The sequence below is a fragment of the Leucobacter manosquensis genome, assembly GCF_018304845.1.
GTDB classification, from domain to species: Bacteria; Actinomycetota; Actinomycetes; order Actinomycetales; family Microbacteriaceae; genus Leucobacter; species Leucobacter alluvii.
This window is the reverse complement of the sequence record NZ_JAFEVO010000001.1, coordinates 2,504,711-2,526,544: the sequence shown is the minus strand read 5'-3', so window position 1 is coordinate 2,526,544 and position 21,834 is coordinate 2,504,711. Positions and strand designations below refer to the sequence as shown.

The following is a 21,834-nucleotide window of genomic DNA, read 5'->3' as shown; positions in this document are numbered from 1 at the left end:
AACCCCGCTGAAGCGCGAGAAAAGGCCCCTGACCCGCGAAGAATCGCCGGTCAGGGGCCTTTCCGCGGCGCTCGGCCGGAACCGCCTTAGAAGTCCCAGTCCTCGTCTTCGGTGGCGACGGCCTTGCCGATGACGTACGACGAGCCCGAGCCGCTGAAGAAGTCATGGTTCTCGTCGGCGTTGGGCGAGAGCGACGAGAGGATGGCCGGGTTGACGTCGGTCATCTCCTTCGGGAACATCGGCTCGTATCCGAGGTTCATCAGCGCCTTGTTGGCGTTGTAGTGGAGGAACTTCTTGACGTCCTCGGTCAGGCCGACGGGGTCGTAGAGGTCGGCCGTGTATTTGACCTCGTTCTCGTAGAGCTCGTACATGAGCGAGAACGTGTAGTCCTTGAGCTCCTGGCGGCGCTCCTCGGTCTCGTTCTCGAGGCCCTTCTGGAACTTGTAGCCGATGTAGTACCCGTGCACGGCCTCGTCGCGGATGATGAGGCGGATCAGGTCTGCCGTGTTGGTGAGCTTGGCGTGGCTCGACCAGTACATCGGCAGGTAGAAGCCGGAGTAGAAGAGGAAGGACTCGAGCAGCGTCGAGGCGACCTTGCGCTTCAGCGGATCGTCACCCTCGTAATAGTCGGTGATGATCTGCGCCTTCTTCTGCAGATTCGGGTTCTCCATCGACCAGCGGAACGCGTCGTCGATCTCCTGCGTGGAGCAGAGCGTCGAGAAGATCGACGAGTAGCTCTTCGCATGCACCGACTCCATGAACGCGATGTTCGTGTAGACGGCCTCCTCGTGAGGGGTGATCGCGTCGGGGATCAGCGACACGGCGCCGACCGTGCCCTGGATGGTGTCGAGCAGCGTGAGGCCCGTGAACACCCGCATGGTGAGCAGCTGCTCCTGCGGGGTCAGGGTCGCCCACGACTGCACGTCGTTCGACAGCGGCACCTTCTCGGGCAACCAGAAGTTGTTGACCAGACGGTTCCAGACCTCGAGGTCTTTGTCGTCTTGGATCCGGTTCCAGTTGATCGCCTGCACGGCGTGGCCCAGCTTGAAGTTCATCGGGTTCTCTCTACTCCGGTGGATTCTCGATACCTATGCGCGGGTCGGGCGCATCACAGCATGCAGCTGACGCACTCCGACATGTCCGTGCCCTCGAGCGCGAGCTGCCGCAGACGGATGTAGTAGATCGTCTTGATGCCCTTGCGCCATGCGTAGATCTGCGCCTTGTTGATGTCGCGCGTCGACGCCGTGTCCTTGAAGAACAGCGTGAGCGACAGGCCCTGATCGACGTGCTGCGTGGCCGCGGCGTAGGTGTCGATGATCTTCTCCGGGCCGATCTCGTACGCGTCGGTGTAGTACTCGAGGTTCTCGTTCGTCATGAACGGAGCCGGGTAGTACACGCGCCCGAGCTTGCCTTCCTTGCGGATCTCGATCTTCGACGCGATCGGGTGGATCGAGCTCGTCGAGTTGTTGATGTACGAGATCGAGCCGGTCGGCGGCACGGCCTGCAGGTTCTGGTTGTAGATGCCGTGCTGCATCACGCTGGCCTTGAGCTCGAGCCAGTCCGCCTGGTTCGGGATCACGATGCCCGCCTGCTCGAACAGCTCGGCGACGCGCGCCGTCGCCGGCGCCCACTCCTGCTCGGTGTACTTGTCGAAGAACTCGCCCGACGCGTACTGCGAGTCCTCGAAACCACCGAAGACGCTCTTACGTTCGATCGCGATGCGGTTCGAGGCCTGCAGCGCGTGGAACAGCACGGTGTAGAAGTAGATGTTCGTGAAGTCGATGCCCTCTTCTGAGCCGTAGTGCACGTGCTCACGAGCGAGGTAGCCGTGCAGGTTCATCTGGCCGAGGCCGATGGCGTGCGACTGATCGTTGCCGTCCTCGATCGAGCGCACGGAGGAGATGTGGCTCTGATCGCTGACCGAGGTGAGGGCGCGGATCGCGAGTTCGACGGTGCCGCCGAGGTTGCCGCCGTCCATCGCCGCGGCGATGTTCATCGAGCCGAGGTTGCAGGAGATGTCCTTGCCGATGTCGCCGTAGCTCAGGTCCTCGTTGTACGTGGTCGGCGTGTTGACCTGGAGGATCTCGGAGCACAGGTTCGACATGTTGATGCGGCCCTTGATGGGGTTCGCACGGTTCACGGTGTCTTCGAACACGATGTAGGGGTAGCCCGACTCGAACTGCAGCTCGGCGATCGTCTGGAAGAAGTGGCGCGCGTTGATCTTCGTCTTCTTGATGCGCGCGTCGTCGACCATCTCGGAGTACTTCTCGGAGATCGAGATGTCGCCGAAGGGCACGCCGTAGACGCGCTCGACGTCGTACGGCGAGAACAGGTACATGTCCTCGCCCTTCTTGGCGAGTTCGAACGTGATGTCGGGGATCACGACGCCGAGCGACAGCGTCTTGATGCGGATCTTCTCGTCGGCGTTCTCGCGCTTCGTGTCGAGGAAGCGCATGATGTCGGGGTGGTGCGCCGACAGGTAGACGGCGCCGGCGCCCTGACGCGCGCCGAGCTGGTTGGCGTAGCTGAAGCTGTCTTCGAGCAGCTTCATCACGGGGATGATGCCGGAGGACTGGTTCTCGATCTTCTTGATCGGCGCCCCGGTCTCGCGAATGTTCGAGAGCAGGAGCGCGACGCCGCCGCCGCGCTTCGAGAGCTGCAGCGACGAGTTGATGCCGCGCGAGATCGACTCCATGTTGTCTTCGATGCGGAGCAGGAAGCAGGAGACGAGCTCGCCGCGCTGCGCCTTGCCGAGGTTCAGGAAGGTGGGCGTCGCCGGCTGGAATCGGCCCGACACGATCTCCCGCACGAGTCCCCGGGCGAGTTCGCGGTCGCCCTCGGCGAGGCCGAGCGCCGACATGACGACGCGGTCCTCGAAGCGCTCGAGGTAGCGCTTGCCGTCGAACGTCTTCAGCGCATAGGAGGTGAAGAACTTGAAGGCGCCGAGGAACGTCGGGAAGCGGAACTTCATCGCGTACGCTTCGTTCGTCAGCTCTTCGATGAACGGCACGCCGTACTGCTCGATCAGTGCCGACTCGTAGTAGTCGTTGTCGATCAGGTAGCGCATGCGCTCTTCGAAGTTGTGGAAGAACACCATGTTCTGGTTGACGTGCTGCAAGAAGTACTGACGCGCAGCCTCTCGGTCGCGGTCGAACTGAATGTTCCCGTCGGCGTCGTAGAGGTTGAGCATCGCGTTCAGCGCGTGATAATCCATGTCGCTGATCTTCGACGATTCGAGTCCGGGCTCCATCACCGCAGGTGCCGTGTCAGCCGTTGTTACTGTCGAGACCAAAACTGTTCCAATCCTTCTTGGACGGCGATGACGTCGTCCGGCGTTCCAAAGAGTTCAAATCGGTAGAGGAAGGGCACTTGGCACTTCCTGGCGACGATGTCGCCGGCGATTCCGTAGGCCTCACCGAAGTTGGTGTTGCCCGCGGCGATCACCCCGCGCAGGTGCTTGCGGTTCTCCTCGACGTTGAGGAACTTGATGACCTGCTTCGGCACGGCCCGTGTTTCCGGGCCGCCTCCGTATGTGGGGAGCAGCAGTACGTAGGGCTCGGTCGCCCGGAGCGGCTCGTCGCCCGCGCGTACCGGGATCCGCTCGGCCGGACGGCCGAGCTTCTCAACGAACCGGTGCGTGTTGCCGGAGACGCTGGAGAAGTAGACGAGATCCGCCATGCGCTCCTCCTTCTTCCAGCGCCGAAAATACTGAATGGGGCGAGAACCATGCGTGTTCCCGCCCCGTCCCATCAGCCTTACGCGAGGCGACCCGCGAGCTCCGAGATCTTGTCGGGGCGGAAGCCCGACCAGTGCTCGTCGTCGGTCACCACGACGGGAGCCTGCAGGTAGCCGAGCTCCTTCACCGCTTCGAGCGCCGTTTCGTCTTGTGAGAGATCGAGAATGTCGTACTCGATGCCCTTGCTGTCGAGCGCCCGGTAGGTCGCCGTGCACTGTACGCACGACGGCTTGGTGTATACGGTGATCGCCATGTCACGCCCTTCGGTAAAAATCTCTTCCGCCCCGTCCGAGGCACTACATCTAGTGAACCACACCGGGGCCGACCACAACATGATGTAGTTACACCAATGTAGTTTTGCACCGACTTTTCCCGGATCCGGGAGCCGGATTGGGGAGAACTTTCGGCGCGTTTTCGCACTTCTCCCTCACTTATCCACAACGTCGCCGGCCCCAAAAAATTCCACTTTCCACACACGTCCCGGCGTGTCGGGCGAGGCGTCGAATGAGCACCCCTCAACTCACCGAAACAGGCCACAGCAGCTCCCTTCCATCGGCCTGAAACCAGCGCAGCACGAGCAGCGCATCGGGAGCGCCGGAGGCGACCTCGGCCCGTGAGCCGCGCAGCACTACGCGCAGCCGCTCACCGGGCAGCACGGTGCGCGGCAGCGACAGGCCCAGCAACCCGTCGCCCGCGAGGGAGAAGCGGACCGCATCCAGAGCCATCGCGCTCGTGTTCTCCACTTCGATCACCCCGCTCGCCGACCGCTGAGCCACCCGCCAGGGAACGACGACCGCACCCTGCGAGGCCTCCTGCGCCGACACCGCAGCGCCGACCGCCGCGCGCGGGACCACGGCCGCGACGGCAGGGGCCGCGGCCGAACGCGGTTGCAGCCGGGCTGAGAGGCGGAAGGGGATCATGTGTCGATGATCGCGGAACCCACCGACATTCATGGGGAGCGCCAACAGTCATGTGGAGCGCCTCTGCTCGCGCGGTGACGGCCCGTCACTGACATCAGCACGAAGGCGACTCACCCCGGGCCACCCCGTCTGACCCTGGCTCACTCCGCCAGATACTCCTCCAACGCCAGAAGCGCCGGCTGCGAGCGCTCATCGGCGACCGCAGCGGCCCCGACCGCGCAAGCTGCGGCGAGCGCCGCGTCCTCCGGCACACCACTGATGAGCGCCGCTACGAGCGCGGCGCAGAACGCGTCACCCGCGCCCACGGTGCTGCGCACCGCCACTGCCCGCGACGAGGCACGCGCCACGACGACGCCGTCGCGCAGTAGCTTCGCGCCATCGGCCCCAAGACTGACGGCCACGAGCGGGCCGGCGGCGCGAGCGTCGCCGCCCGCGGCCTCACGACCGGCACCCGAAGCACCGCCCGCCCGGTCCCCGTGCAGGGCCGGGATCGCCGCGAACTCGGTCTCGTTCACGATCACGAGATCCGCGCGCTGCAGCACCTCTGCCGGCAGCTCAGCCGCAGGGGCCGCGTTGACCGCGAAGAAGCCCGTGCAGGCGCGAGCCGCATCGACGACGACGGACATCGGCACCTCGAGCTGCACGAGCACCGCCTCACCGGGGGCGAACGCGTCGGCCGGCACCGACACCGCCGCGTTCGCCCCGGGGCACACGCTGATCTGATTCTCCCCGGCGGCGTCGATGCCGATCAGCGCCACGCCGGTCGGCTCGCTCGCCGTGCGCACCCCCGACGCTTCCACCCCGGCATCGACGAGCGCGGCGCGCACCAGCGCCCCATCCGGGTCGTCGCCCACCGCGCCGATCATCCGAGTCGTGATGCCGAGCGCTGCGGCGGCGATCGCCTGATTCGCGCCCTTGCCGCCCGGCAATCGCGAGAAGGTTCCCCCGCCCACCGTCTCCCCGGGGCGCGGCAGCGTCTCCGTGCGAGCGATGAGATCGATGTTGATGCTGCCGACGACGGCGAGGCGGGGCGAACGCGGCATTGCGGACCTTCCTGGAGAGCGGAGAACTGCGGGCGATCCGGATCGCATCACACGTGATGGTACGAGCGGTTCGCCGATATCTCCTGCGAACGATACAACTGCTCGACGAGCATGAGGCGCACGAGCTGGTGCGGGAAGACGAGCTGAGACAGGCTCCACACGAAGTCGGCGCGCGACCGCACCCGGTCATCCACGCCGTACGCGCCGCCGATGATCACCGTGACCGTTTTGCCCGAATCGAACGCCCCCTGCAAGGTGCGCGCGAGCGACGGAGAGTCGACGTTGCGGCCGCGTTCGTCGAGCAGCACGACGAACGCGTCGCGATCCAGCTTGCCGAGCAGCCGGTCGGACTCCTCGGCCCGGGCCGCATCACCCTCCCGCGACGAATGCGGCAGCAGCTGCCACGCCGCGTCGAACGGCTTGCGCAGCCGCTTCTCGTACCGGCCGATGCCGTCGGACACCCAGCTCTCGTGCTTCTTGCCGACGGCGAGGATTCTGACGCTCACGCCCGCCGCGTCTCGAGATACTCGCCGATGCGCCCGATCGCCTCGGTGAGCACCGGAATCGCCGGCAGGGTCACGAAGCGCAGGTGATCCGGCGTGGGCAGATTGAACCCTCGGCCGTTCGTCACCAGCACATGGGTCGCCCGCAGCACGTCGATGACGAACCGCTGATCGTCGACGATCGGATACACCTCGGGGTCGAGCCGCGGGAAGAGATACATCGCCCCTCCGGGCAGCTCGCAGCTGACACCGGGAATCTCGGTGAGCAGTCGGTGCGCGGTGTCGCGCTGATCGCGGAGGCGCCCTCCCGGAGCGCAGAGCTCGGCGATGCCCGACCAGTTCGAGGCGGGCGAGAGCGCCACGGGGATCGCATGCTGCGCGGGGACGTTCGCGCACATGCGCATGTTCGCGAGCAGCTGCAGGCCTTCGAGGAAGTCTCGGGCGCGATCGCGGTCGCCGGAGATCGCGAGCCATCCCGCCCGGTAGCCCGCGACGCGCTGCGCCTTCGAGAGGCCGCTGAAGGTGAGGCAGAGCGTGTCGCGCACGTGCAGCGCGGCGTGCTCGTGCTCCACCCCGTCGTACAGGATGCGCTCGTAGATCTCGTCGGCCATCAGCACGATGCCGTGCCGCTCGGCGAGCGCTGCGAACCCGCGCACCAGCTCGGCCGAGTACACCGCGCCCGTCGGATTGTTCGGGTTGATGAGCACGATGCCCTTCGTCGCGGGCGTGACGAGGCGCTCGATCGCTGCGAGATCGGGCATCCACCCGTTCGACTCGTCGCAGGGGTAGTGCACCGCGAGGCCGCCCGACAGGGTGACCTGCGCCGTCCACAACGGATAGTCGGGCGACGGGACCAGGATCTCGTCGCCCTCATCGACGAGCGCCTGCACGACCAGCGAGATCATCTCGCTCACCCCGTTGCCGATGAACACGTCGTCGGGGGTGATGCCCGGGACGCCCTCCTCCGAGTAGTACCGCGCGACGGCCTCGCGCGCCGGCAGGATGCCCCGCGAATCGCTGTATCCCTGCGCCTCCGAGAGGGCCTCCTGCAGACGTTCGACGATCTCGGGCGGCGCCTCGAACCCGAACGGCGCCGGGTTGCCGATGTTGAGCTTCAGGATCCGATGCCCCTCCCGTTCGAGGCGCTCGGCCTCCTGGAGGATCGGTCCGCGCACGTCGTAGCGCACCCCTGCGAGCTTCCGTGACTGGGTGATGTTCCGCACGGTCACGATCCTACGGTGCCGGCCGCAGGGTGCGCCTGCGCCCGACCAAAACTGCGAGCGGGGAAGGGAAGGAGACTGCGAGCGGGGTCACTCTTCGTGGGTGTTGCGGGTTCGACACGCACGAAGAGTGACCCCGCTCGCAGGGGGGGAGGCGGCGAACGGCTGGCGGGCCGCTCAGCGCTCCGAGAGCACCGGGACGGGGCGCCGGAAGCCGCGCGTCGCGACGGCGAGCATGACGACGCCGAGCAGCAGCCATGCGCCGCCGATCGCGTACGCCTCCGGGTGCAGCTTCGAGAACAGATACAGGTCGACCGCGAAGCCGGCGACGGGGATCACGCTCAGCAGCACGGTGACCGCGATCGGCCGGGCGGGCGCGGCATTCCGCCAGATCCAGACGAGGAACGCGATGTTCACGAGCGCGAATGCCAGGAACGCCCCGAAGTTGATGTACGCCGTCGCCTTGCCGATGTCGAGGAGCATGCCCAGCATGCCGATCGCCCCGATGAGGAGGATGTTGATCCACGGTACGCGGAACGCGGAGCTGAGCCGCCCGAACACCGCGCGGGGAAGCACGCCGTCGCGTCCCATCACGAAGAGCAGGCGACTCGATGTGGCCTGGATGGCGAGGCCCGATCCGAATCCTGCGATCACACTCACGAGATTGTTGACGTTCGTGAACGCGGCGCCGCCGGCGAAGATCGACAGGGTGTATCCCGCGGTATCGGCGTTCTCGAACACACCGCCGGGATGCACGAGCTGCATGAGGAACGACACCCCGACGAAGATGCACCCGCCGATGAGCACGGCCAGCACGATACCCCGAGGGATGTCTCGCCGCGGGTGCTTCGTCTCCTCGCTCAGGGTGCTGATCGCATCGAAGCCGAGGAACGAGTACGCGGCGACGGCGGCCGCCGAGCTGACTGCGACGATATTCGTCTGCTCATTCCACATCGCGGTCGACGGAGCCCCGCCGGCCTCTCGGCCGAGGAAGAGGAGCAGCACGATGACGAGGGCGGCGACGGACGCCATCGCGGTGATCGTGAGGACGATGTTCACGCGATCGGCGAGCGCGATGCCCAGCAGGTTGATCACCGTCGTCGCGCCCACGTTGACGAGCAACCACACCCAAAGCGGAATCCCCGGGAACTGCGCGTGCAGATAGGTCGACTGGATCAGCCAGGCCACCATCGGCAGGAACAGGTAATCGAGCAGGATCACCCACCCCGCGAAGAACCCCACGACGCGGCCGAGCGTCTTGCCGACGTAGGTGTAGGCGGATCCGGCAGTGGGGTAGGCCCGCGCGAGCACCGCGTAGGCGATCGCGGTGAGGAGCATCGCCGCAGTGGCCACGAGGTACGCCGTGGGTGCGGCGCCCCGACTCGACTCGGAGACGACGCCGAAGGTCGAGGTGACGATGCTCGGGGACATGTAGGCGAGCCCGAAGAACACGATGCCGAGCAGGCCGAGCCGCGGGAGAAGCTTCGCGGGTTGCGCCGTCTGCAGCGCGGTGTCGGCGCTCATGCGTTCGTTTCCGCTCGGCGGGGCGTCCAATTCGTCGGCGTGATGCGCCCCCCGTACAGCGGGAGGTCGATCGGAGCATCGCTCGCCCGGAACTGCGACCAGGGCCGGGAGACTCCTGCGGTGCCGAATGCTCGCACCGCGTCCACCTGCCCGAAATCGATCACGGCGGTGAGGATCTCCTGCTCGGCGGTCGCGGAGCTCATGCGGGTCGCGCCGTCGGGATCCACCACGAGCGACCGGCCCCGCCCCGTCGGTGCGGCCGCGTTCACGGAGGCGATCCACACCTGGTTCATGATCGCGTTCCCGCGGACGATCGCGAGCTCTTGATCGCGGTCGCTCGTGTTGGTCTGGACCAGATTCAGGATGAGTTCAGCCCCGTCCCACGCCAGGTGGCGTGCGTGCTCCGGGAACCAGATGTCGTAGCAGATGGAGAGACCGATGCGGCCGTAGCCCGGCATGTCGAAGACGGTGAACTCCCCGCCGGGAGCGCAGGCCTCTGCCGGGCGCCACGGGAAGATCTTCCGGTACGTCGCGTGCACGTCGCCGTCGGCACCGAACACCACTGCCGTGTTGTGCACGCGGCCGTCTTCGGCGCGCTCGTAGAAGGAACCGGGAACGAGCCAGATCCCGAGTTCGGCGGCGAGGGCGGCGAGCCGAACGAACCGCTCATCGCTGAGTGGCCGGGCGAGGCGCTCGATGTCGGGTGAACCGACCGGGGTATCGAGGTGCAATTCGGGGTAGACCCAGAGTGTCATCTCGGGGTGGGCGGCGGTGCTCCTTCTGAGATGCTCCTCGAAATCGGACAGAGTGGTGGCGTGGTGCTGCACCAGCGCAACACCGAGTGATCGGCTCATAGCCTTCCTTCCATTAATTACTGAAACTTTAAATAACTAATGCGCGCGTGTCAATGCTCTCGGAGTGCACGTCTGGAAGAATGAACCCATGGCCCGCCCCCGCAATCAAGAAGCACGCAAGCGGGAGCTCGTATCGGTCACATCCCGTCTCCTCATCGAACGGGGCCAGGCAGGCGCTCGCCTCGTCGACATCGCCGAGGCGGCATCGCTCACCCCCGCTGCCGTCAGCTACTACTACCCGGATCTCGCCGACCTCTACTCCGACACCTACGAGACGGCGACCGAGCAGTACCTCACGCGGCGCCGCCAGCAGGTCTCCGAGATCGCACCAGCGGTAGAGCGCCTCGTCGAGTGCATCGCGTTGGGCGTTCCGCACGCGGGCACGAGCTCACGCGCGGCCACCGTGCTGCTGATGGAGCTCTCCGCGCTCGCCATCAGGCGGGAGCGGATCGTCGCCTCCGGGCTGGAGTTCGAGGCCGAGCAGCTGCGACTCTTCGGCGAGATCCTCGACCAGGGCGTCGCGGAGGGGACGATGCGATTGCCCTACGGAGCCCTGGAGACGGCCCGGGCGATTCTCGCGGTCGAAGACGGGATCGCGATCCCCGTCGTAGCCGGCCGCCTTCCCTCGGATGAGGCCCTGCGGGTCACCCTGTCGGTGGCGACCTCGCTGACGGGGGCGGATCTGCTCGCCGCCCGCGGCTAGTCACGGCCGTCCGCAGCGCCGCCCCACCGCGCCGCGCCGCCCCACCGCCGCGCTGCCTCTGCGAGCGACCCAGATGCGAGCGACCCAGATGCGAGCGGGGTCACTCTTCGTGGGTGTTGCGGTGCCGACACGCACGAAGAGTGACCCCGCTCGCAGATTGGGGGAGCGCAACCGCCGAGCGCGGCGCTACTGCTGCTGGTCGTAGAGCTCGGCGTAGGCACCGCCGAGGGCGAGCAGCTGCTGATGCGTGCCGTGCTCCAGGATGCGCCCGCCGCCGACGACGTAGATGCGGTCGGCGTCGACGATCGTCGAGAGGCGATGCGCGATCGCGATGGTCGTTCGGCCGCTTCGCGCATCCTCGAGGGCGTGCTGCACGATGCGCTCGTTCACGGTGTCGAGCGCGCTCGTCGCTTCGTCGAGCACCAGCACGCGCGGGTTCTTGAGCAGCACGCGGGCGATCGCGATGCGCTGCTTCTCGCCGCCCGAGAGTCGGTAGCCGCGCTCGCCCACGATGGTGTCGTATCCGTCTGCGAAGCTCTCGATCGTGTCGTGGATGTTCGCGAGGCGGGCGGCGGCCTGCACCTCGTGCAGTGACGCGTCGGGCTTCGCGTACTGCAGGTTGGCCAGCACCGACGCATGGAAGAGGTAGGGCTCCTGCGTCACCACGCCGATGCGATCCATCAACCCCTCCTGGCGCAGTTCGCGCACATCGTCGTCGCCGTAGCGCACGCTGCCCGCTGTCGCGTCGTACAGGCGGGGCACGAGCGACCCGATCGTCGTCTTGCCCGATCCGGATGCGCCGACGAAGGCCACGAACTCCCCCGGTTCCACGTGAAACGACACGGAGTCGAGCGTTGGCCGATCGTCGGGCCCCGCGTCGGGGTAGCGGAAGGAGACGGAGTCGAACTCGATGCGGCCCGCGCGGCCGGGCTCATCCGACGGCTCGCGGGCATCGGCGGCGTCGACGATGGCCGGCTTCAGGTCGAGGTACTCGAAGATGCGGGCGAACAGCGCCTGCGAGGTCTGCAGGTCGAGCGTGATGCGCATGAGCGCGATGAGCGGGAAGAGCAGCCGCGACTGCACCGTGGTGAACGCGACGATGGTGCCAGCGGTGATGCCCGGGTCGAACCCCTCCCCCTGGCCGCGTGCGATGAGCCACCCCGAGACCAGGTACACGATCGCCGGCACCGCGGAGAGAAAGACCTGCACGAGCGCGAAGAACAGCTGCCCGCTCATCGTCTGCCGCACCTGCAGGTCGATCTGGTTGCGGTTCTCGGCGGCGTACCGCTCGGTCTCGGCGCTCTGCCGCGAGTAGGTCTTCGCGAGCAGCACCCCGGAGATCGAGAGCGCCTCCTGCGTGATCGCGCTCATCTCCGACAGCGATTCCTGCGTGTGACCCGCAATCTTGGCGCGGATCTGACCGACGCGGCGCTGCGCGATCACGAGGATCGGCATGACGACGACTGCGATCAGCGTCAGCTGCCAGCTCAGCAGCAGCATGGCCACCGCTGCGGCGACGACCGTGACGGTGTTGCCGATGATGTTCGACACGGTGTTCGTGAGCACGTTGGCGACGCCGCCCACGTCGTTCTGCAGGCGCGACTGGATCACACCGGTCTTCGTGCGGGTGAAGAACCCGAGCTCCATCGATTGCAGGTGGGAGAAGAGTTTCACCCTGAGGTCGCCCATCACCCGGTTGCCGACGCGCGCCGTGAAGAGCGTCTGCACGATCCCGAGCCCGGAGGAGATGATGAAGACGGCGATCATCGCCCCGACGAGCCAGGCGAGCACTGCGAGATGCGGGCCGCCCCCGTCGAGCGGGAAGAGGCCGTCGTCGAACACCCGCTGAGTGAGCAGGGGCGGGAGGATGGCGAGCGCCGCAGACACCAGCACCAGCGCGATGATGACGACGAGCTGCATGCGGTACGGCCGGAACAGCGCGGCGATGCGCCGCCCGAGCCCCTCGACGGCGGGAGCGTCGCGGTTCAGCTTGCGCTGCAGCTCGGCGTCTCCCGCCGAGATGCGGGATCCCCTCCCGACCGGCCCGCCACCCATGCTCATGCTTCGGAGAATAGCGCGCCGCGATGCACTCCGGAGGCCGTGTTCGCCGGAGGCTGGTGCGCGACACACACCGAATCGGCGCGCTGCGCAACCCCGCCGCGTCCGCCGACAGCGGATTTTCGGCGCGAACTCGGGCCTCATCTGGTGTTCCCGTACGTCAGCGCACGCTCGGGCGAGTGCCCCCGGGTCGCATCTTCAGGCGGTTGCGAATACCCTAAGAGATCTGACGTGCAGGGGGACGGAGGTGTCCGGCCCTCTTCACGCGTGCCCGAGCGCGGATTTCGCCCCGGGAGTCGACCGAAACGGATCCGAATGTCCCAGACCCCCCGCGTGGAACCGCACGCTGCTCAGGCATCCCCGGTTCCGGCAGCGGGCGAGCGCCGCGGGGTCGGCGCCGCGCATGCGAAAGCGATTCTCTTCGGCGAGCACGCCGTCGTCTACGGCGCCCCGGCCATCGCCATCCCGGTCGACAGCCTCACGGCGGAGGCGACGATCGACGTGGGCGGCCCTGCGGGGCTCCGGATCGCCAGCTCCCTCTACACGGGACCGGTCGCAGGTGCGCCCGCGCGACTCACCCCGGTCGTCACGGTGATCCGCGCCGCCCTCGAGCGGGCCGGACTCCCGGAACTCGCGCGGTGCGAAGCGAGCAGCAGCACCGCCGCGAACAGCAGCGCACCCGGCGCGGTCGCGGAGGGGCCCGGCGCGACCGTGACCATCGCGAGCTCCATTCCGCACGAGCGAGGCCTCGGCTCGAGCGCCGCGGTCGCGGCCGCCATCGCGCGCGCCGCGTTCGACCTCGCGGGCGCCGAGCTCGACAGCGAGACGCTCTTCGACCTCATTCAGACGGCGGAGCGCGTCGCCCACGGCACGCCGAGCGGCATCGACGCCCGCACCGTGGCGGCGACCGGAGCCATCCGGTTCAACCGCGGCTCGGTGGCTCCGATCCGGATCGGCGAGCCGCTGATCCTCGCGTTCGCAGACACCGGCCACCCCGGCTCCACCGCTCAGGCGGTGGCATCCGTGCAGGCGCTGCGCGCACGCGAGCCGGCATCGACCGACGCCCTGCTCTCGCGACTGGCCGAGATCGCGGAGCACTCGATCGACGATCTCGCTATGGGTGATCGCGGTGCGGTCGGCGCCGCGATGAGCGAAGCCCACGCGATCCTGCATCGCGTCGGCGTCAGCTCGGATCGCCTCGACGCGATCGTCGCCGCCGCGTGCGACGCCGGCGCGACCGGGGCGAAACTCACCGGAGGCGGGCTCGGCGGCTGCATCATCGCGGTCGCCGACTCCGAAGCACACGCCGAGCAGATCGGCGTCGCCATGCGCGGCGCCGGCGCCGAACGCACCTGGACCGTGGAGGTTCCCGCCGCATGACGACCGCAACCGCCCGCGCGTATCCCAACATCGCCCTCGTGAAGTACTGGGGCAAGCAGGACGAGGATCTGATTCTGCCCGTCGCCGGCAGCCTGTCGCTGACGCTCGACGCCTTCCCCACGACGACGACCGTCGCGCTCGACGCAGCGACCGGCACCGGCACCAACACCGGCATCGACACGTTCAGCCTGAATGGCGCGGTCGCGAGCACCGACGCGACAGGGCGGGTCACCCGGTTCCTCGACCGGGTGCGCGAGCTCGCCGGATCTGAGACCCGTGCGACGGTCACGTCCACGAACGAGGCGCCGACGGGGGCGGGGCTCGCGTCTTCGGCCTCGGGGTTCGCCGCCCTCGCAACCGCCGCAGCCGCCGCGTACGGCCTCGATCTCGATCGCCGCGACCTCAGCCGCCTCGCACGCCGCGGATCCGGGTCCGCATCGCGCAGTCTCGTCGACGGCCTCGCCGTCTGGCACGCCGGCGACGACGCGCATTCGTACGCCGAAGCCGTTGCAGGACCGGATATGCGGATGGTGATCGTCACGGTCGATACCGCTCAGAAGGCCGTCTCGAGCCGAGCGGCGATGCGGAGGACCGCGCTCACGTCCCCGTTCTTCCCCGCGTGGATCTCATCGACCGAGGAGTCGCTCGCGGCGATGCTCGAGGCCTGCGCCGCCGACGATTTCACCCGGGTGGGACGCATCACCGAGTCGCACGCTCTGCGCATGCACGCGGTGATCCAGTCGTGCGACCCGCCGATCCGCTACCTCGCTCCCACGAGCGTCGCCGTCTTCGACGCGGTCGCGGCACTGCGCGAGCAGGGTCTCGAGGCGTACTCGACTGCGGACGCCGGCCCGAACGTCGCCGTCATCGTACGGCCGGAGCAGGCGGAGGACCTGCGCGACGCCCTTGCGGGCTTCGGGTCGGTGCGGCTCGTCGGCGCGGGCGACGGCGCGCGCCTGATCGATGCGGGAGCGAGTCCGGCGGCGGAAGCCAGACCCGGAGCCGGCGCATGATCGAGCAGCGTGCGCCCGGCAAGCTCTACATCGCAGGCGAGTACGCCGTCGTCGACCCGGGGCAGCCCGCCGTGATCGTCGCGGTCGACCGCTACATCACGGTGCAGCTCACCGAGGGATCGCAGGTGGGCCGCGTGCGTTCGAGCGCCTACGGCCGCTCCCCGCTCGTATGGGTGCGCGACGACGCGAACGACCGCATCGTGCTCGAGCACCAGCCCTACGACTACGTCTTCGCAGCGATCACCGCCGTCGAACAGCTGCGCTCGGAGCTCAGCCTCCCGCCCCGCTATTACGATCTCGACATCAGCAGCGAGCTCGACGATGTCAGCGGCCGCAAGTTCGGGCTCGGCTCGTCGGCCGCGGTGACCGTCGCCGTCGTCGCCGCGCTCGACGAGTTCTACAGTCTGGGCCTCAGCCGGGTCGACCGCTTCAAGCTCGCCCTGCTGGCGACCATCGAGGTCGCGCCAACGGCTTCGGGCGGAGACCTCGCGGCGAGCACCTTCGGCGGCTGGATCCGCTACGCCTCCCCCGACCGGGGCGCACTGCGCACGTACCGCGCCGCGCACGGCGTCTCCGCCGCGCTGACGGCATCGCAGCAGTGGGCCGGAAGCGGCGTGACGCGGCTCGACCACCCCGACGCGGTGCAGTTGCTCGTGGGCTGGACCGGATCTCCGGCCTCGACTGAACGGCTCGTCGAGCAGGTGCGCACCTCGGACAGCCGCACACCGGTCCAACCGTACGCGACGTTCATCGAAGACAGCAGCGCTCTCGTCGACGCCCTCGTCGACGCATTCGGACGGGGCGGGGCGGGAGCCCCCGAGGTCATCGGACGGGCTCGCCGAGTGCTGCAGCGGTTGAGCGCGTCATCGGGCATCACCATCGAGACGCCGCAGCTGCAAGCGCTCTGCGACATCGCCGAGCGCCACGGGGCTGCGGGCAAGCCGTCGGGAGCCGGCGGTGGCGACTGCGGTATCGTGCTTGCGGACGCGGATCTCGCGACCGACCCCATCTTGCGCGAGTGGGAGGCCAACGACATCCGTCGCCTCAGCCTCGCTCCGCACCCCGCGTCAGGAGGCGTCGATGCATTCTGATCTCGAGTCGGACCAGGTGTCCGCAGCTCTTCCGCCCGCTCTCGAGACCGACGGCTCCCGCGCGGCCCGCAAAGACGAGCACGTCGACCTCGCGCTCGGCCAGCAGGGCGACGGCGCCGCGCACAACGAATTCGACGACCTCGACTTCGTGCATCAGGCGCTCGACGGCGTCGACGCCGAGCGCGTCGATCTCGGCGTCGGCATCGCCTTCGGCGCCGGCCCTCAGCACGCCGCCGGCGAATGGCACTGGGAGACGCCGTTCTACGTCAACGGGATGACGGGCGGAACCGATCGCACCACGCGCATCAACCGCGAGCTCGCGATCGCAGCGCGTGAGACGGGTCTGCCGATGGCCAGCGGTTCCGTATCGGTCGCGCTCGACGATCCAGACGCTGCACGGGGCTTCGCCGTGATCCGCGCCGAGAACCCCGACGGCTTCGTCATGGCGAATCTCGGCGTCGGCCGGCCCGCCTCCGACGCTCCGCGTGCCGTCGAGCTGCTCGGCGCGAACGCGCTGCAGATCCACGTCAACGCGGTGCAGGAGACGGCGATGCCGGAGGGCTCCCGCGACTTCTCGTCGTGGATCTCGTCGGTCGAGCAGCTCGCAGCCGCCTCGCCGGTGCCCGTCGTCGTGAAAGAGGTCGGCTTCGGGCTCAGCCGCAGCGCGCTGCGGCACCTCTCCGATATCGGCGTCGGCATCGCCGATGTCGGCGGCCGGGGCGGCACCGACTTCCTGCGGATCGAGAACGCGCGTCGTTCGGCCGGCGAGTACGCGATGCTCGCCGGCTTCGGTCAGTCGGCGCTCGCGAGCCTGCTCGACGCCCCGCGGAACGCGCCGACGCTGCTCGCATCGGGAGGCGTTCGCACGCCGTTCGACGTGGTGAAGGCGCTCGCCGCCGGCGCCCAGGCCGTCGGCGTCGCCGGCGCCTTCCTCGCCGCCATCGGCAGCGACGGCGCGTCTGGCGGCGCCGAGCGCCTCATCGCGCTCGTCGACGACTGGAAGCTGCGCACCCGGGCCGTGTACGCGCTGCTCGGCGCGGTCACACGCGACGATCTGCTCGCCACCGATGTCATCCTGCGCGGCAGGCTCAGGGAATTCTGCGCCGACCGCGGCGTTAACCTCAGTGCGCTCGCGCTCCGCTCGGAGGCGCGACGCCCGTGAACTTCACCCAGCACCCACGCACTCACTTACGAAGGAAGCCATGAGCGTTCCCGAACAGGCCCACCGCGAGACCGTCACGGAGATCCCGACCAGCTGGGTCGGCCCGATCAGGATCACCGGATCCTCGGTCTCCGGCGAGATCTCGGTGCCCCTCGCCACCTACGAGACACCGCTCTGGCCGTCCGTCGGACGCGGTGCTCGCGTCTCCCGCGCCGTCGAAGGCGGCATCCGCACCGTCGTCACCGGTGAGCGGATGACGCGGTCCGTGCTCTTCACGGCGCGTGGCGCTGTCGGTGCGCAGATCGCCGCGCAGACCATCGAGGCCCGCCTCGGCGAGTTGCAGGAGGTCGTCACCGCTGGCAGCCGTCACGCGAAGCTGCTCGAGGCGCACCCCGAGATCGTCGGCAACCTGCTGTTCGTCCGCTTCGCGTTCACCACGGGTGACGCGTCGGGTCACAACATGGTGACGAACGCGGCCGATGCGCTCATGGAGCGGATCCTGTCGTGGGGGCTCGAGATCGAATACGGTTCCATCTCGGGCAACTACTGCTCCGACAAGAAGGCGACGGCGGTGAACGGGATTCTGGGCCGCGGGCGCAGCGTGGTCGCCGAGATCCTGATCCCGCACGAGCTCGTCGCGAGCGGACTGCGCACCGACGCCCAGCGCGTCACCGACATGGTCGTGCGCAAGAACCTGGTGGGCAGCACCATCGCCGGCGCGATCCGCTCGGCGAACGCCCACTACGCCAACATGCTGCTCGGCTTCTACCTGGCGACGGGGCAGGACGCGGCGAACATCGTCGAGGGATCACAGGGGATCACCTACGCGGAGAACCGGGAAGAGGGGCTGTACTTCTCGTGCACCGTGCCCCACCTCATCGTGGGAACGGTCGGCAACGGCAAGCACCTGCCCCACATCGAGGAGGCGCTGACCCGCATCGGCTGCCGGGAGGATCGGGAGCCGGGCGAGAACGCTCGCCGTCTCGCCGAGCTCATGGCCGCCACCGTGCTCTGCGGCGAGCTCTCGCTCATCGCAGCGCAGACGAACCCGGGCGAACTCATGGCTGCGCACCTGCGCATCGAGCGGAAGGAGACGCCGAACGCATGACCTCCATCGGCATTCACGACATCGAACTGGCGACCACGCACCACCTGCTCGACCTGGGCACGCTTGCCGAGACGACCGGCGTCGACCCTGCCAAGTACCGGCTCGGCCTCGGGCAAGACGAGTTCAGCGTTCCCGCGGCTGACGAGGACATCGTCACCATGGGCGCCAGCGCCGCGCTCGCGCTGCTCGACCGGAACGGACTCGACGGAGTGCGCACCCTGCTGTTCGCGACCGAGTCCGGTCTCGACCATTCGAAGGCTGCCGGCGTCTTCGTGCACAAGCTGCTCGGACTGCCGCCCCAGGTGCGCGTCGCCGAGATCAAGCAGGCCTGCTACGGCGGCACCGCCGCGATCCAGGCCGCCGTCGGTATCGTGCAGCGCAACCCGAACGAGCGCGTGCTCGTGATCGCGAGCGACATCGCGCGCTACGCGCTGGACTCCCCCGGTGAGCCAACGCAGGGCGCGGGCGCCGCAGCGATCCTCATCGGCGTCGATCCGGCCCTCGTCGAGATCGAGCCCGCCTCAGGGCTCTTCTCCGCCGACGTCGACGACTTCTGGCGGCCGAACGACTCGTCGACGGCGATCGTCGACGGCGCTCTGTCGATCTCGGCGTACCTCGACGCCATGACGGGCGCCTGGGACGATCTCGCCGCGCACGGCGGTCCCGCCATCACCGCCATCGACCGCCTCGTCTACCACCAGCCGTACACGAAGATGGCGCGCAAGGCACAGGCTCGCCTGGGCGAGCACACGGGCGTTGACCTCGGCGATGACGGCCTCGTGCCGGGCGCGATCTACAACCGCCGCCTCGGCAACGCGTACACCGCCTCACTGTACGCCGGCGTCGCCTCGGTGCTCGACCACGAGCGAGACCTCGTCGGCAAGCGCCTCGGCATGTTCAGCTACGGCTCCGGCAGCGTGAGCGAATTCTTGACGGGTGTGGTGCAGCCGGCGGCAGCATCGCGCAGCGACCACTTCACCTCCGTGCTCGACGCGCGCGTTCCGCTCAGCGTGCCCGAATACCGCGAGCTGCACGCGCGCGAGCTGCCGAGCAACGTCGACGTCGAGACCCCGCGCGTCACCGAGGCTCCGTTCCGCTTCGCCGGTCTGCGCGGCAGCGCCCGCCGTTACGAGCGCCGCTAGGCGCCCCCTCGCCGAGCCCCTGCCTGCGCGCAGAACCCCTGCCGAGATCACGTATTCTCGGCAGGGGTTCGGCGTTTCGGCGGGTGTTCGGCGCCCGCCGAGGCTCAGTCGTCGGAGGCGGTGACCTTCACTTCGATGTTGCCGCGCGTCGCCTTCGAGTACGGGCACACCTGGTGCGCGGCGTCGGCGAGTTCTTGAGCCTGCGCGTGCTCGAGATGCGGGAGCACGACCTCGAGCTCGACTGAGAGCTCGAAGCCCCCGTCGACGTTGCTCAGGTGCACGCGGGAACCGACACTGGAATCCGCGATGTCGACCTTCTTCTCGCGCGCAACCGCCTGGAGGGCGCCGTGGAAGCATGCGGCGTAGCCTGCGGCGAACAGCACCTCGGGGTTCGGGGCGCCGCCGGGGCCGCCCATCTCCTTCGGAGCGCGCAGATCAGTGTCGACGAGCCCGTCGACGGTCTTGACGTGGCCGTTGCGCCCGTCTCCGGTCGCGAGTGCCTCAGCGGTGTACATGATGCTCATCGGTTCCCCTTTCACGTGCCGGGCTCTCGTACCGGCCTCGCTCGCAGGCTACGCCCTGGGGCTGGCACTGCGCCGATACTCGCCAGAAGTCAGCTCAGAGCGGACACGGATCTGCCCCCGATCACGCTCTCGGGCTCCGGTACCGCGACCTGCTCCACGTCGCGTCCGCCCCGTGCCCGGCGAATGGCCTCGGCCACGATGAGGACGACGAGATTGGGGACGAGGGCGATGAGGCCGGAATCCCAGCTGCCGATCGGGATCTCCGCGAACGTGATGACCGCCACGGTGAGCGCGCCGGTGGCGATGCTGAGCCCCACCGGCCAGGCGCCGACCCGCACGCGGTCGGCCAGAGCGATCGCGATCGCCGGGGCGAACTGCGTGGTGCACCCGTAGGTGAGCAGCAGCAGGGCCCCGATGTCCGAGCGCACGAGACCGAAGGCGAGCGCGAGGCCGATCGCGACCACGATGACGAGGTAGTTCACCGTCATGTGGTGCTTCGCGCGCAGCTCGCCGATCACGTTGCGGGTGACGAGAGTGGAGATTCCCATGACGATCGCGGACGCCGGTACCATCGCCGCCGAGGCGCCGGCGATCGCGACGATTCCCACGAGCCAATCCGGGAGGATCTCTCCGGACATGGTGAGCAGCACCGTGTTGCCCGTCGTATCGCCCGGCAGCACGAGCACCGCTGCGAGGCCCACCGTGATGGGCAGGAAGAGCACGAGCTGGTAGATCGGCAGCCACTTCGCGTTGCTCCGCAGCACCTCACCGCTCTTCGCAGCGAGCACCGGCGGCCAGAGGTGCGGCAGCGTGTTGAAGCTCGACCCGATGACCGTGACCAGCGTCGCCGTGATGAAGAAGACGGGATCGTAGCCGTCGACGTGCATGGTGAGCAGCACGGGAGCCTCGCGCGCGATCTGGCCGAAGATCTCGGGAATCCCGCCGAATGAGATGATGAGCCCGGCAGCGATGACGACCATGGCGACGACCATCATGATGTCTTTCAGGATCGCCACGCGGGCGATGCCCTTCAGTCCCGACCATGCGACGAAGACGGCGACCAGAATGCTCGCCACGACCATGCTGAGCCCGCGGGCGCGCTCGCTCCCAGTGGCGAGTTCGACGATCAGGCCGAGACCGGTGATCTGCAGTTGCAGGTACGGGATGAGGGCCAGAGCACCGATCACCGACACGATGCGACCGAGCCAGCGGCTGCGGAAGCGGTCCTCGAAGAAGTCTCCCAGGGTCAGGTATCCGCGACGCTGCCCGAACTCGCGGATGCGGGGCGCCACGAAGTACAGGCCGAGCCACGAGATCGTCAGGTAGGCGACGGCGAACGTCGCGCTGACGCCCCCGCCGAACGCGATGCCGGCGAGCCCGAGGAAGCTGAACGTGGTCAGCGACTCTCCCGCTTGGAGGAACCACGAGGTCCATTTCGGATTGCTGCGCTCGCCGACGGTCCAGTTGCTCATACTCTTCTGGCGGCGTCGGCTCGCGACGCCCAGTGCGCCGATCAGCACAATGCCGACGACGATCATGATGGAGAGTGTCATCGCACGCCCTCGCTGTCCTCTGCGGCGATACGAGCCGCGCGGATCTGCTCGATCTGCTGGGTGGCGAAGCGCTCGGCCTCCTGCAGATCGGCCTCACGTCCGCCGGCGCGCAGGTAGAGCATTTCGACGACCTGCAGAGCGGCGACTGAGAGCAGCACCATCAGCGCGCTCCACACCAGCACTGCGGGAAGGCCGAGCCAGAGCACGGGCTGCTGGGCGAAGGGCAAGAACGGAATCGCGAAGAATCCGAGGGCCGGAACGCTCACGATCGCGAGCCTTCCGAGAGTGAACAGTCGAGGT

General features: G+C 68.1%; 21 protein-coding genes. 7 read left to right on the top strand and 14 right to left on the bottom strand.

Going from position 1 to position 21,834, the window contains the following annotated elements:
• Nucleotides 1-86 precede the first annotated feature (86 nt).
• The 10 genes from nrdF to JSQ98_RS11740 form a co-directional block, all read right to left on the bottom strand.
• The gene (gene nrdF, locus JSQ98_RS11785; protein WP_010155851.1) at nt 87-1,055 is read right to left on the bottom strand and encodes a class 1b ribonucleoside-diphosphate reductase subunit beta; all 969 of its coding nucleotides are present in this window, start codon (nt 1,053-1,055) and stop codon (nt 87-89) included.
• 53 nt (nt 1,056-1,108) lie between these two features.
• Nucleotides 1,109-3,250, bottom strand: a complete 2,142-nt coding sequence (gene nrdE, locus JSQ98_RS11780) for a class 1b ribonucleoside-diphosphate reductase subunit alpha (RefSeq protein WP_211650525.1) — start codon at nt 3,248-3,250, stop codon at nt 1,109-1,111.
• 26 nt (nt 3,251-3,276) lie between these two features.
• Nucleotides 3,277-3,678, bottom strand: a complete 402-nt coding sequence (gene nrdI, locus JSQ98_RS11775; RefSeq protein ID WP_090146214.1) for a class Ib ribonucleoside-diphosphate reductase assembly flavoprotein NrdI — start codon at nt 3,676-3,678, stop codon at nt 3,277-3,279.
• A 77-nt stretch (nt 3,679-3,755) separates the two neighbouring features.
• Nucleotides 3,756-3,989: a glutaredoxin-like protein NrdH gene (gene nrdH / locus JSQ98_RS11770; RefSeq protein WP_090146211.1), complete on the bottom strand. Its 234-nt coding sequence runs from the start codon at nt 3,987-3,989 to the stop codon at nt 3,756-3,758.
• 262 nt (nt 3,990-4,251) lie between these two features.
• Nucleotides 4,252-4,656 carry a hypothetical protein gene (locus JSQ98_RS11765; RefSeq protein ID WP_211649844.1) on the bottom strand — a complete coding sequence of 135 codons (405 nt, stop codon included), beginning with the start codon at nt 4,654-4,656 and terminating at the stop codon, nt 4,252-4,254.
• Between the two features lie 140 nt (nt 4,657-4,796).
• Nucleotides 4,797-5,699 carry a PfkB family carbohydrate kinase gene (locus JSQ98_RS11760; RefSeq protein WP_211649842.1) on the bottom strand — a complete coding sequence of 301 codons (903 nt, stop codon included), beginning with the start codon at nt 5,697-5,699 and terminating at the stop codon, nt 4,797-4,799.
• A gap of 47 nt (nt 5,700-5,746) precedes the next feature.
• A complete protein-coding gene (locus tag JSQ98_RS11755) occupies nt 5,747-6,205 on the bottom strand; it encodes a 23S rRNA (pseudouridine(1915)-N(3))-methyltransferase RlmH (RefSeq protein WP_200330460.1) in 459 nt (152 codons plus the stop codon).
• Nucleotides 6,202-7,425, bottom strand: a complete 1,224-nt coding sequence (locus JSQ98_RS11750) for an aminotransferase class I/II-fold pyridoxal phosphate-dependent enzyme (protein WP_176698257.1) — start codon at nt 7,423-7,425, stop codon at nt 6,202-6,204. Before JSQ98_RS11750 ends, JSQ98_RS11755 begins: the two co-directional genes overlap by 4 nt.
• Nucleotides 7,426-7,599: 174 nt before the next feature.
• Nucleotides 7,600-8,946, bottom strand: a complete 1,347-nt coding sequence (locus tag JSQ98_RS11745; RefSeq protein ID WP_211649841.1) for an APC family permease — start codon at nt 8,944-8,946, stop codon at nt 7,600-7,602.
• Complete coding sequence (locus tag JSQ98_RS11740) at nt 8,943-9,800, bottom strand: carbon-nitrogen hydrolase family protein (RefSeq protein WP_211649840.1); 858 nt, start codon at nt 9,798-9,800, stop codon at nt 8,943-8,945. The genes JSQ98_RS11745 and JSQ98_RS11740 overlap by 4 nt, the downstream gene beginning before the upstream one ends.
• Nucleotides 9,801-9,888: 88 nt before the next feature.
• Between JSQ98_RS11740 and JSQ98_RS11735 the strand changes: the two genes are divergently transcribed.
• The gene (locus JSQ98_RS11735; protein ID WP_211649839.1) at nt 9,889-10,503 is read left to right on the top strand and encodes a TetR/AcrR family transcriptional regulator; all 615 of its coding nucleotides are present in this window, start codon (nt 9,889-9,891) and stop codon (nt 10,501-10,503) included.
• 186 nt (nt 10,504-10,689) lie between these two features.
• On the opposite strand, the gene JSQ98_RS11730 is transcribed toward JSQ98_RS11735, so the two are convergent.
• Nucleotides 10,690-12,558: an ABC transporter ATP-binding protein gene (locus JSQ98_RS11730; RefSeq protein WP_211650523.1), complete on the bottom strand. Its 1,869-nt coding sequence runs from the start codon at nt 12,556-12,558 to the stop codon at nt 10,690-10,692.
• Between the two features lie 318 nt (nt 12,559-12,876).
• On the opposite strand from JSQ98_RS11730, the gene mvk reads away from it, so the two are divergent.
• From mvk to JSQ98_RS11700, 6 genes are read left to right on the top strand one after another with little or no spacing between them, the layout of a single operon-like run.
• A complete protein-coding gene (gene mvk / locus JSQ98_RS11725; protein ID WP_211649838.1) occupies nt 12,877-13,941 on the top strand; it encodes a mevalonate kinase in 1,065 nt (354 codons plus the stop codon).
• Entirely contained in the window at nt 13,938-14,954 is a 1,017-nt protein-coding gene (gene mvaD / locus JSQ98_RS11720; RefSeq protein ID WP_211649837.1) for a diphosphomevalonate decarboxylase, read from the top strand. Before mvk ends, mvaD begins: the two co-directional genes overlap by 4 nt.
• A complete protein-coding gene (locus tag JSQ98_RS11715) occupies nt 14,951-16,045 on the top strand; it encodes a phosphomevalonate kinase (protein ID WP_211649836.1) in 1,095 nt (364 codons plus the stop codon). The genes mvaD and JSQ98_RS11715 overlap by 4 nt, the downstream gene beginning before the upstream one ends.
• Nucleotides 16,035-17,207 carry a type 2 isopentenyl-diphosphate Delta-isomerase gene (gene fni / locus JSQ98_RS11710; protein ID WP_200330476.1) on the top strand — a complete coding sequence of 391 codons (1,173 nt, stop codon included), beginning with the start codon at nt 16,035-16,037 and terminating at the stop codon, nt 17,205-17,207. The genes JSQ98_RS11715 and fni overlap by 11 nt, the downstream gene beginning before the upstream one ends.
• 40 nt (nt 17,208-17,247) lie before the next feature.
• Nucleotides 17,248-18,315 carry a hydroxymethylglutaryl-CoA reductase gene (locus tag JSQ98_RS11705; RefSeq protein WP_090146187.1) on the top strand — a complete coding sequence of 356 codons (1,068 nt, stop codon included), beginning with the start codon at nt 17,248-17,250 and terminating at the stop codon, nt 18,313-18,315.
• Nucleotides 18,312-19,457 (top strand): hydroxymethylglutaryl-CoA synthase, encoded by a 1,146-nt coding sequence (locus tag JSQ98_RS11700; protein ID WP_211649835.1) that lies wholly within the window; start codon nt 18,312-18,314, stop codon nt 19,455-19,457. Before JSQ98_RS11705 ends, JSQ98_RS11700 begins: the two co-directional genes overlap by 4 nt.
• 104 nt (nt 19,458-19,561) lie before the next feature.
• On the opposite strand, the gene JSQ98_RS11695 is transcribed toward JSQ98_RS11700, so the two are convergent.
• The 3 genes from JSQ98_RS11695 to JSQ98_RS11685 all read right to left on the bottom strand — a co-directional run bounded on the left by JSQ98_RS11695 (nt 19,562) and on the right by JSQ98_RS11685 (nt 21,800).
• A complete protein-coding gene (locus tag JSQ98_RS11695; RefSeq protein ID WP_090146175.1) occupies nt 19,562-19,981 on the bottom strand; it encodes an organic hydroperoxide resistance protein in 420 nt (139 codons plus the stop codon).
• Between the two features lie 89 nt (nt 19,982-20,070).
• A complete protein-coding gene (locus JSQ98_RS11690) occupies nt 20,071-21,534 on the bottom strand; it encodes a sodium:solute symporter family protein (RefSeq protein ID WP_200330480.1) in 1,464 nt (487 codons plus the stop codon).
• Nucleotides 21,531-21,800, bottom strand: a complete 270-nt coding sequence (locus JSQ98_RS11685; protein ID WP_141653189.1) for a hypothetical protein — start codon at nt 21,798-21,800, stop codon at nt 21,531-21,533. Before JSQ98_RS11685 ends, JSQ98_RS11690 begins: the two co-directional genes overlap by 4 nt.
• Nucleotides 21,801-21,834: the final 34 nt, after the last annotated feature.

Excerpts from the sequence above, each read along its gene's own strand:
- nrdF (WP_010155851.1), bottom strand. The coding sequence starts at position 1,055 with ATGAACTTCAAGCTGGGCCACGCCGTGCAGGCGATCAACTGGAACCGG.
- nrdE (WP_211650525.1), bottom strand. The coding sequence starts at position 3,250 with ATGGAGCCCGGACTCGAATCGTCGAAGATCAGCGACATGGATTATCAC.
- nrdI (WP_090146214.1), bottom strand. The coding sequence starts at position 3,678 with ATGGCGGATCTCGTCTACTTCTCCAGCGTCTCCGGCAACACGCACCGG.
- nrdH (WP_090146211.1), bottom strand. The coding sequence starts at position 3,989 with ATGGCGATCACCGTATACACCAAGCCGTCGTGCGTACAGTGCACGGCG.
- JSQ98_RS11765 (WP_211649844.1), bottom strand. The coding sequence starts at position 4,656 with ATGATCCCCTTCCGCCTCTCAGCCCGGCTGCAACCGCGTTCGGCCGCG.
- JSQ98_RS11760 (WP_211649842.1), bottom strand. The coding sequence starts at position 5,699 with ATGCCGCGTTCGCCCCGCCTCGCCGTCGTCGGCAGCATCAACATCGAT.
- JSQ98_RS11745 (WP_211649841.1), bottom strand. The coding sequence starts at position 8,946 with ATGAGCGCCGACACCGCGCTGCAGACGGCGCAACCCGCGAAGCTTCTC.
- JSQ98_RS11740 (WP_211649840.1), bottom strand. The coding sequence starts at position 9,800 with ATGAGCCGATCACTCGGTGTTGCGCTGGTGCAGCACCACGCCACCACT.
- JSQ98_RS11735 (WP_211649839.1), top strand. The coding sequence starts at position 9,889 with ATGGCCCGCCCCCGCAATCAAGAAGCACGCAAGCGGGAGCTCGTATCG.
- JSQ98_RS11730 (WP_211650523.1), bottom strand. The coding sequence starts at position 12,558 with ATGGGTGGCGGGCCGGTCGGGAGGGGATCCCGCATCTCGGCGGGAGAC.
- mvk (WP_211649838.1), top strand. The coding sequence starts at position 12,877 with ATGTCCCAGACCCCCCGCGTGGAACCGCACGCTGCTCAGGCATCCCCG.
- mvaD (WP_211649837.1), top strand. The coding sequence starts at position 13,938 with ATGACGACCGCAACCGCCCGCGCGTATCCCAACATCGCCCTCGTGAAG.
- JSQ98_RS11715 (WP_211649836.1), top strand. The coding sequence starts at position 14,951 with ATGATCGAGCAGCGTGCGCCCGGCAAGCTCTACATCGCAGGCGAGTAC.
- fni (WP_200330476.1), top strand. The coding sequence starts at position 16,035 with ATGCATTCTGATCTCGAGTCGGACCAGGTGTCCGCAGCTCTTCCGCCC.
- JSQ98_RS11705 (WP_090146187.1), top strand. The coding sequence starts at position 17,248 with ATGAGCGTTCCCGAACAGGCCCACCGCGAGACCGTCACGGAGATCCCG.
- JSQ98_RS11700 (WP_211649835.1), top strand. The coding sequence starts at position 18,312 with ATGACCTCCATCGGCATTCACGACATCGAACTGGCGACCACGCACCAC.
- JSQ98_RS11695 (WP_090146175.1), bottom strand. The coding sequence starts at position 19,981 with ATGAGCATCATGTACACCGCTGAGGCACTCGCGACCGGAGACGGGCGC.
- JSQ98_RS11690 (WP_200330480.1), bottom strand. The coding sequence starts at position 21,534 with ATGACACTCTCCATCATGATCGTCGTCGGCATTGTGCTGATCGGCGCA.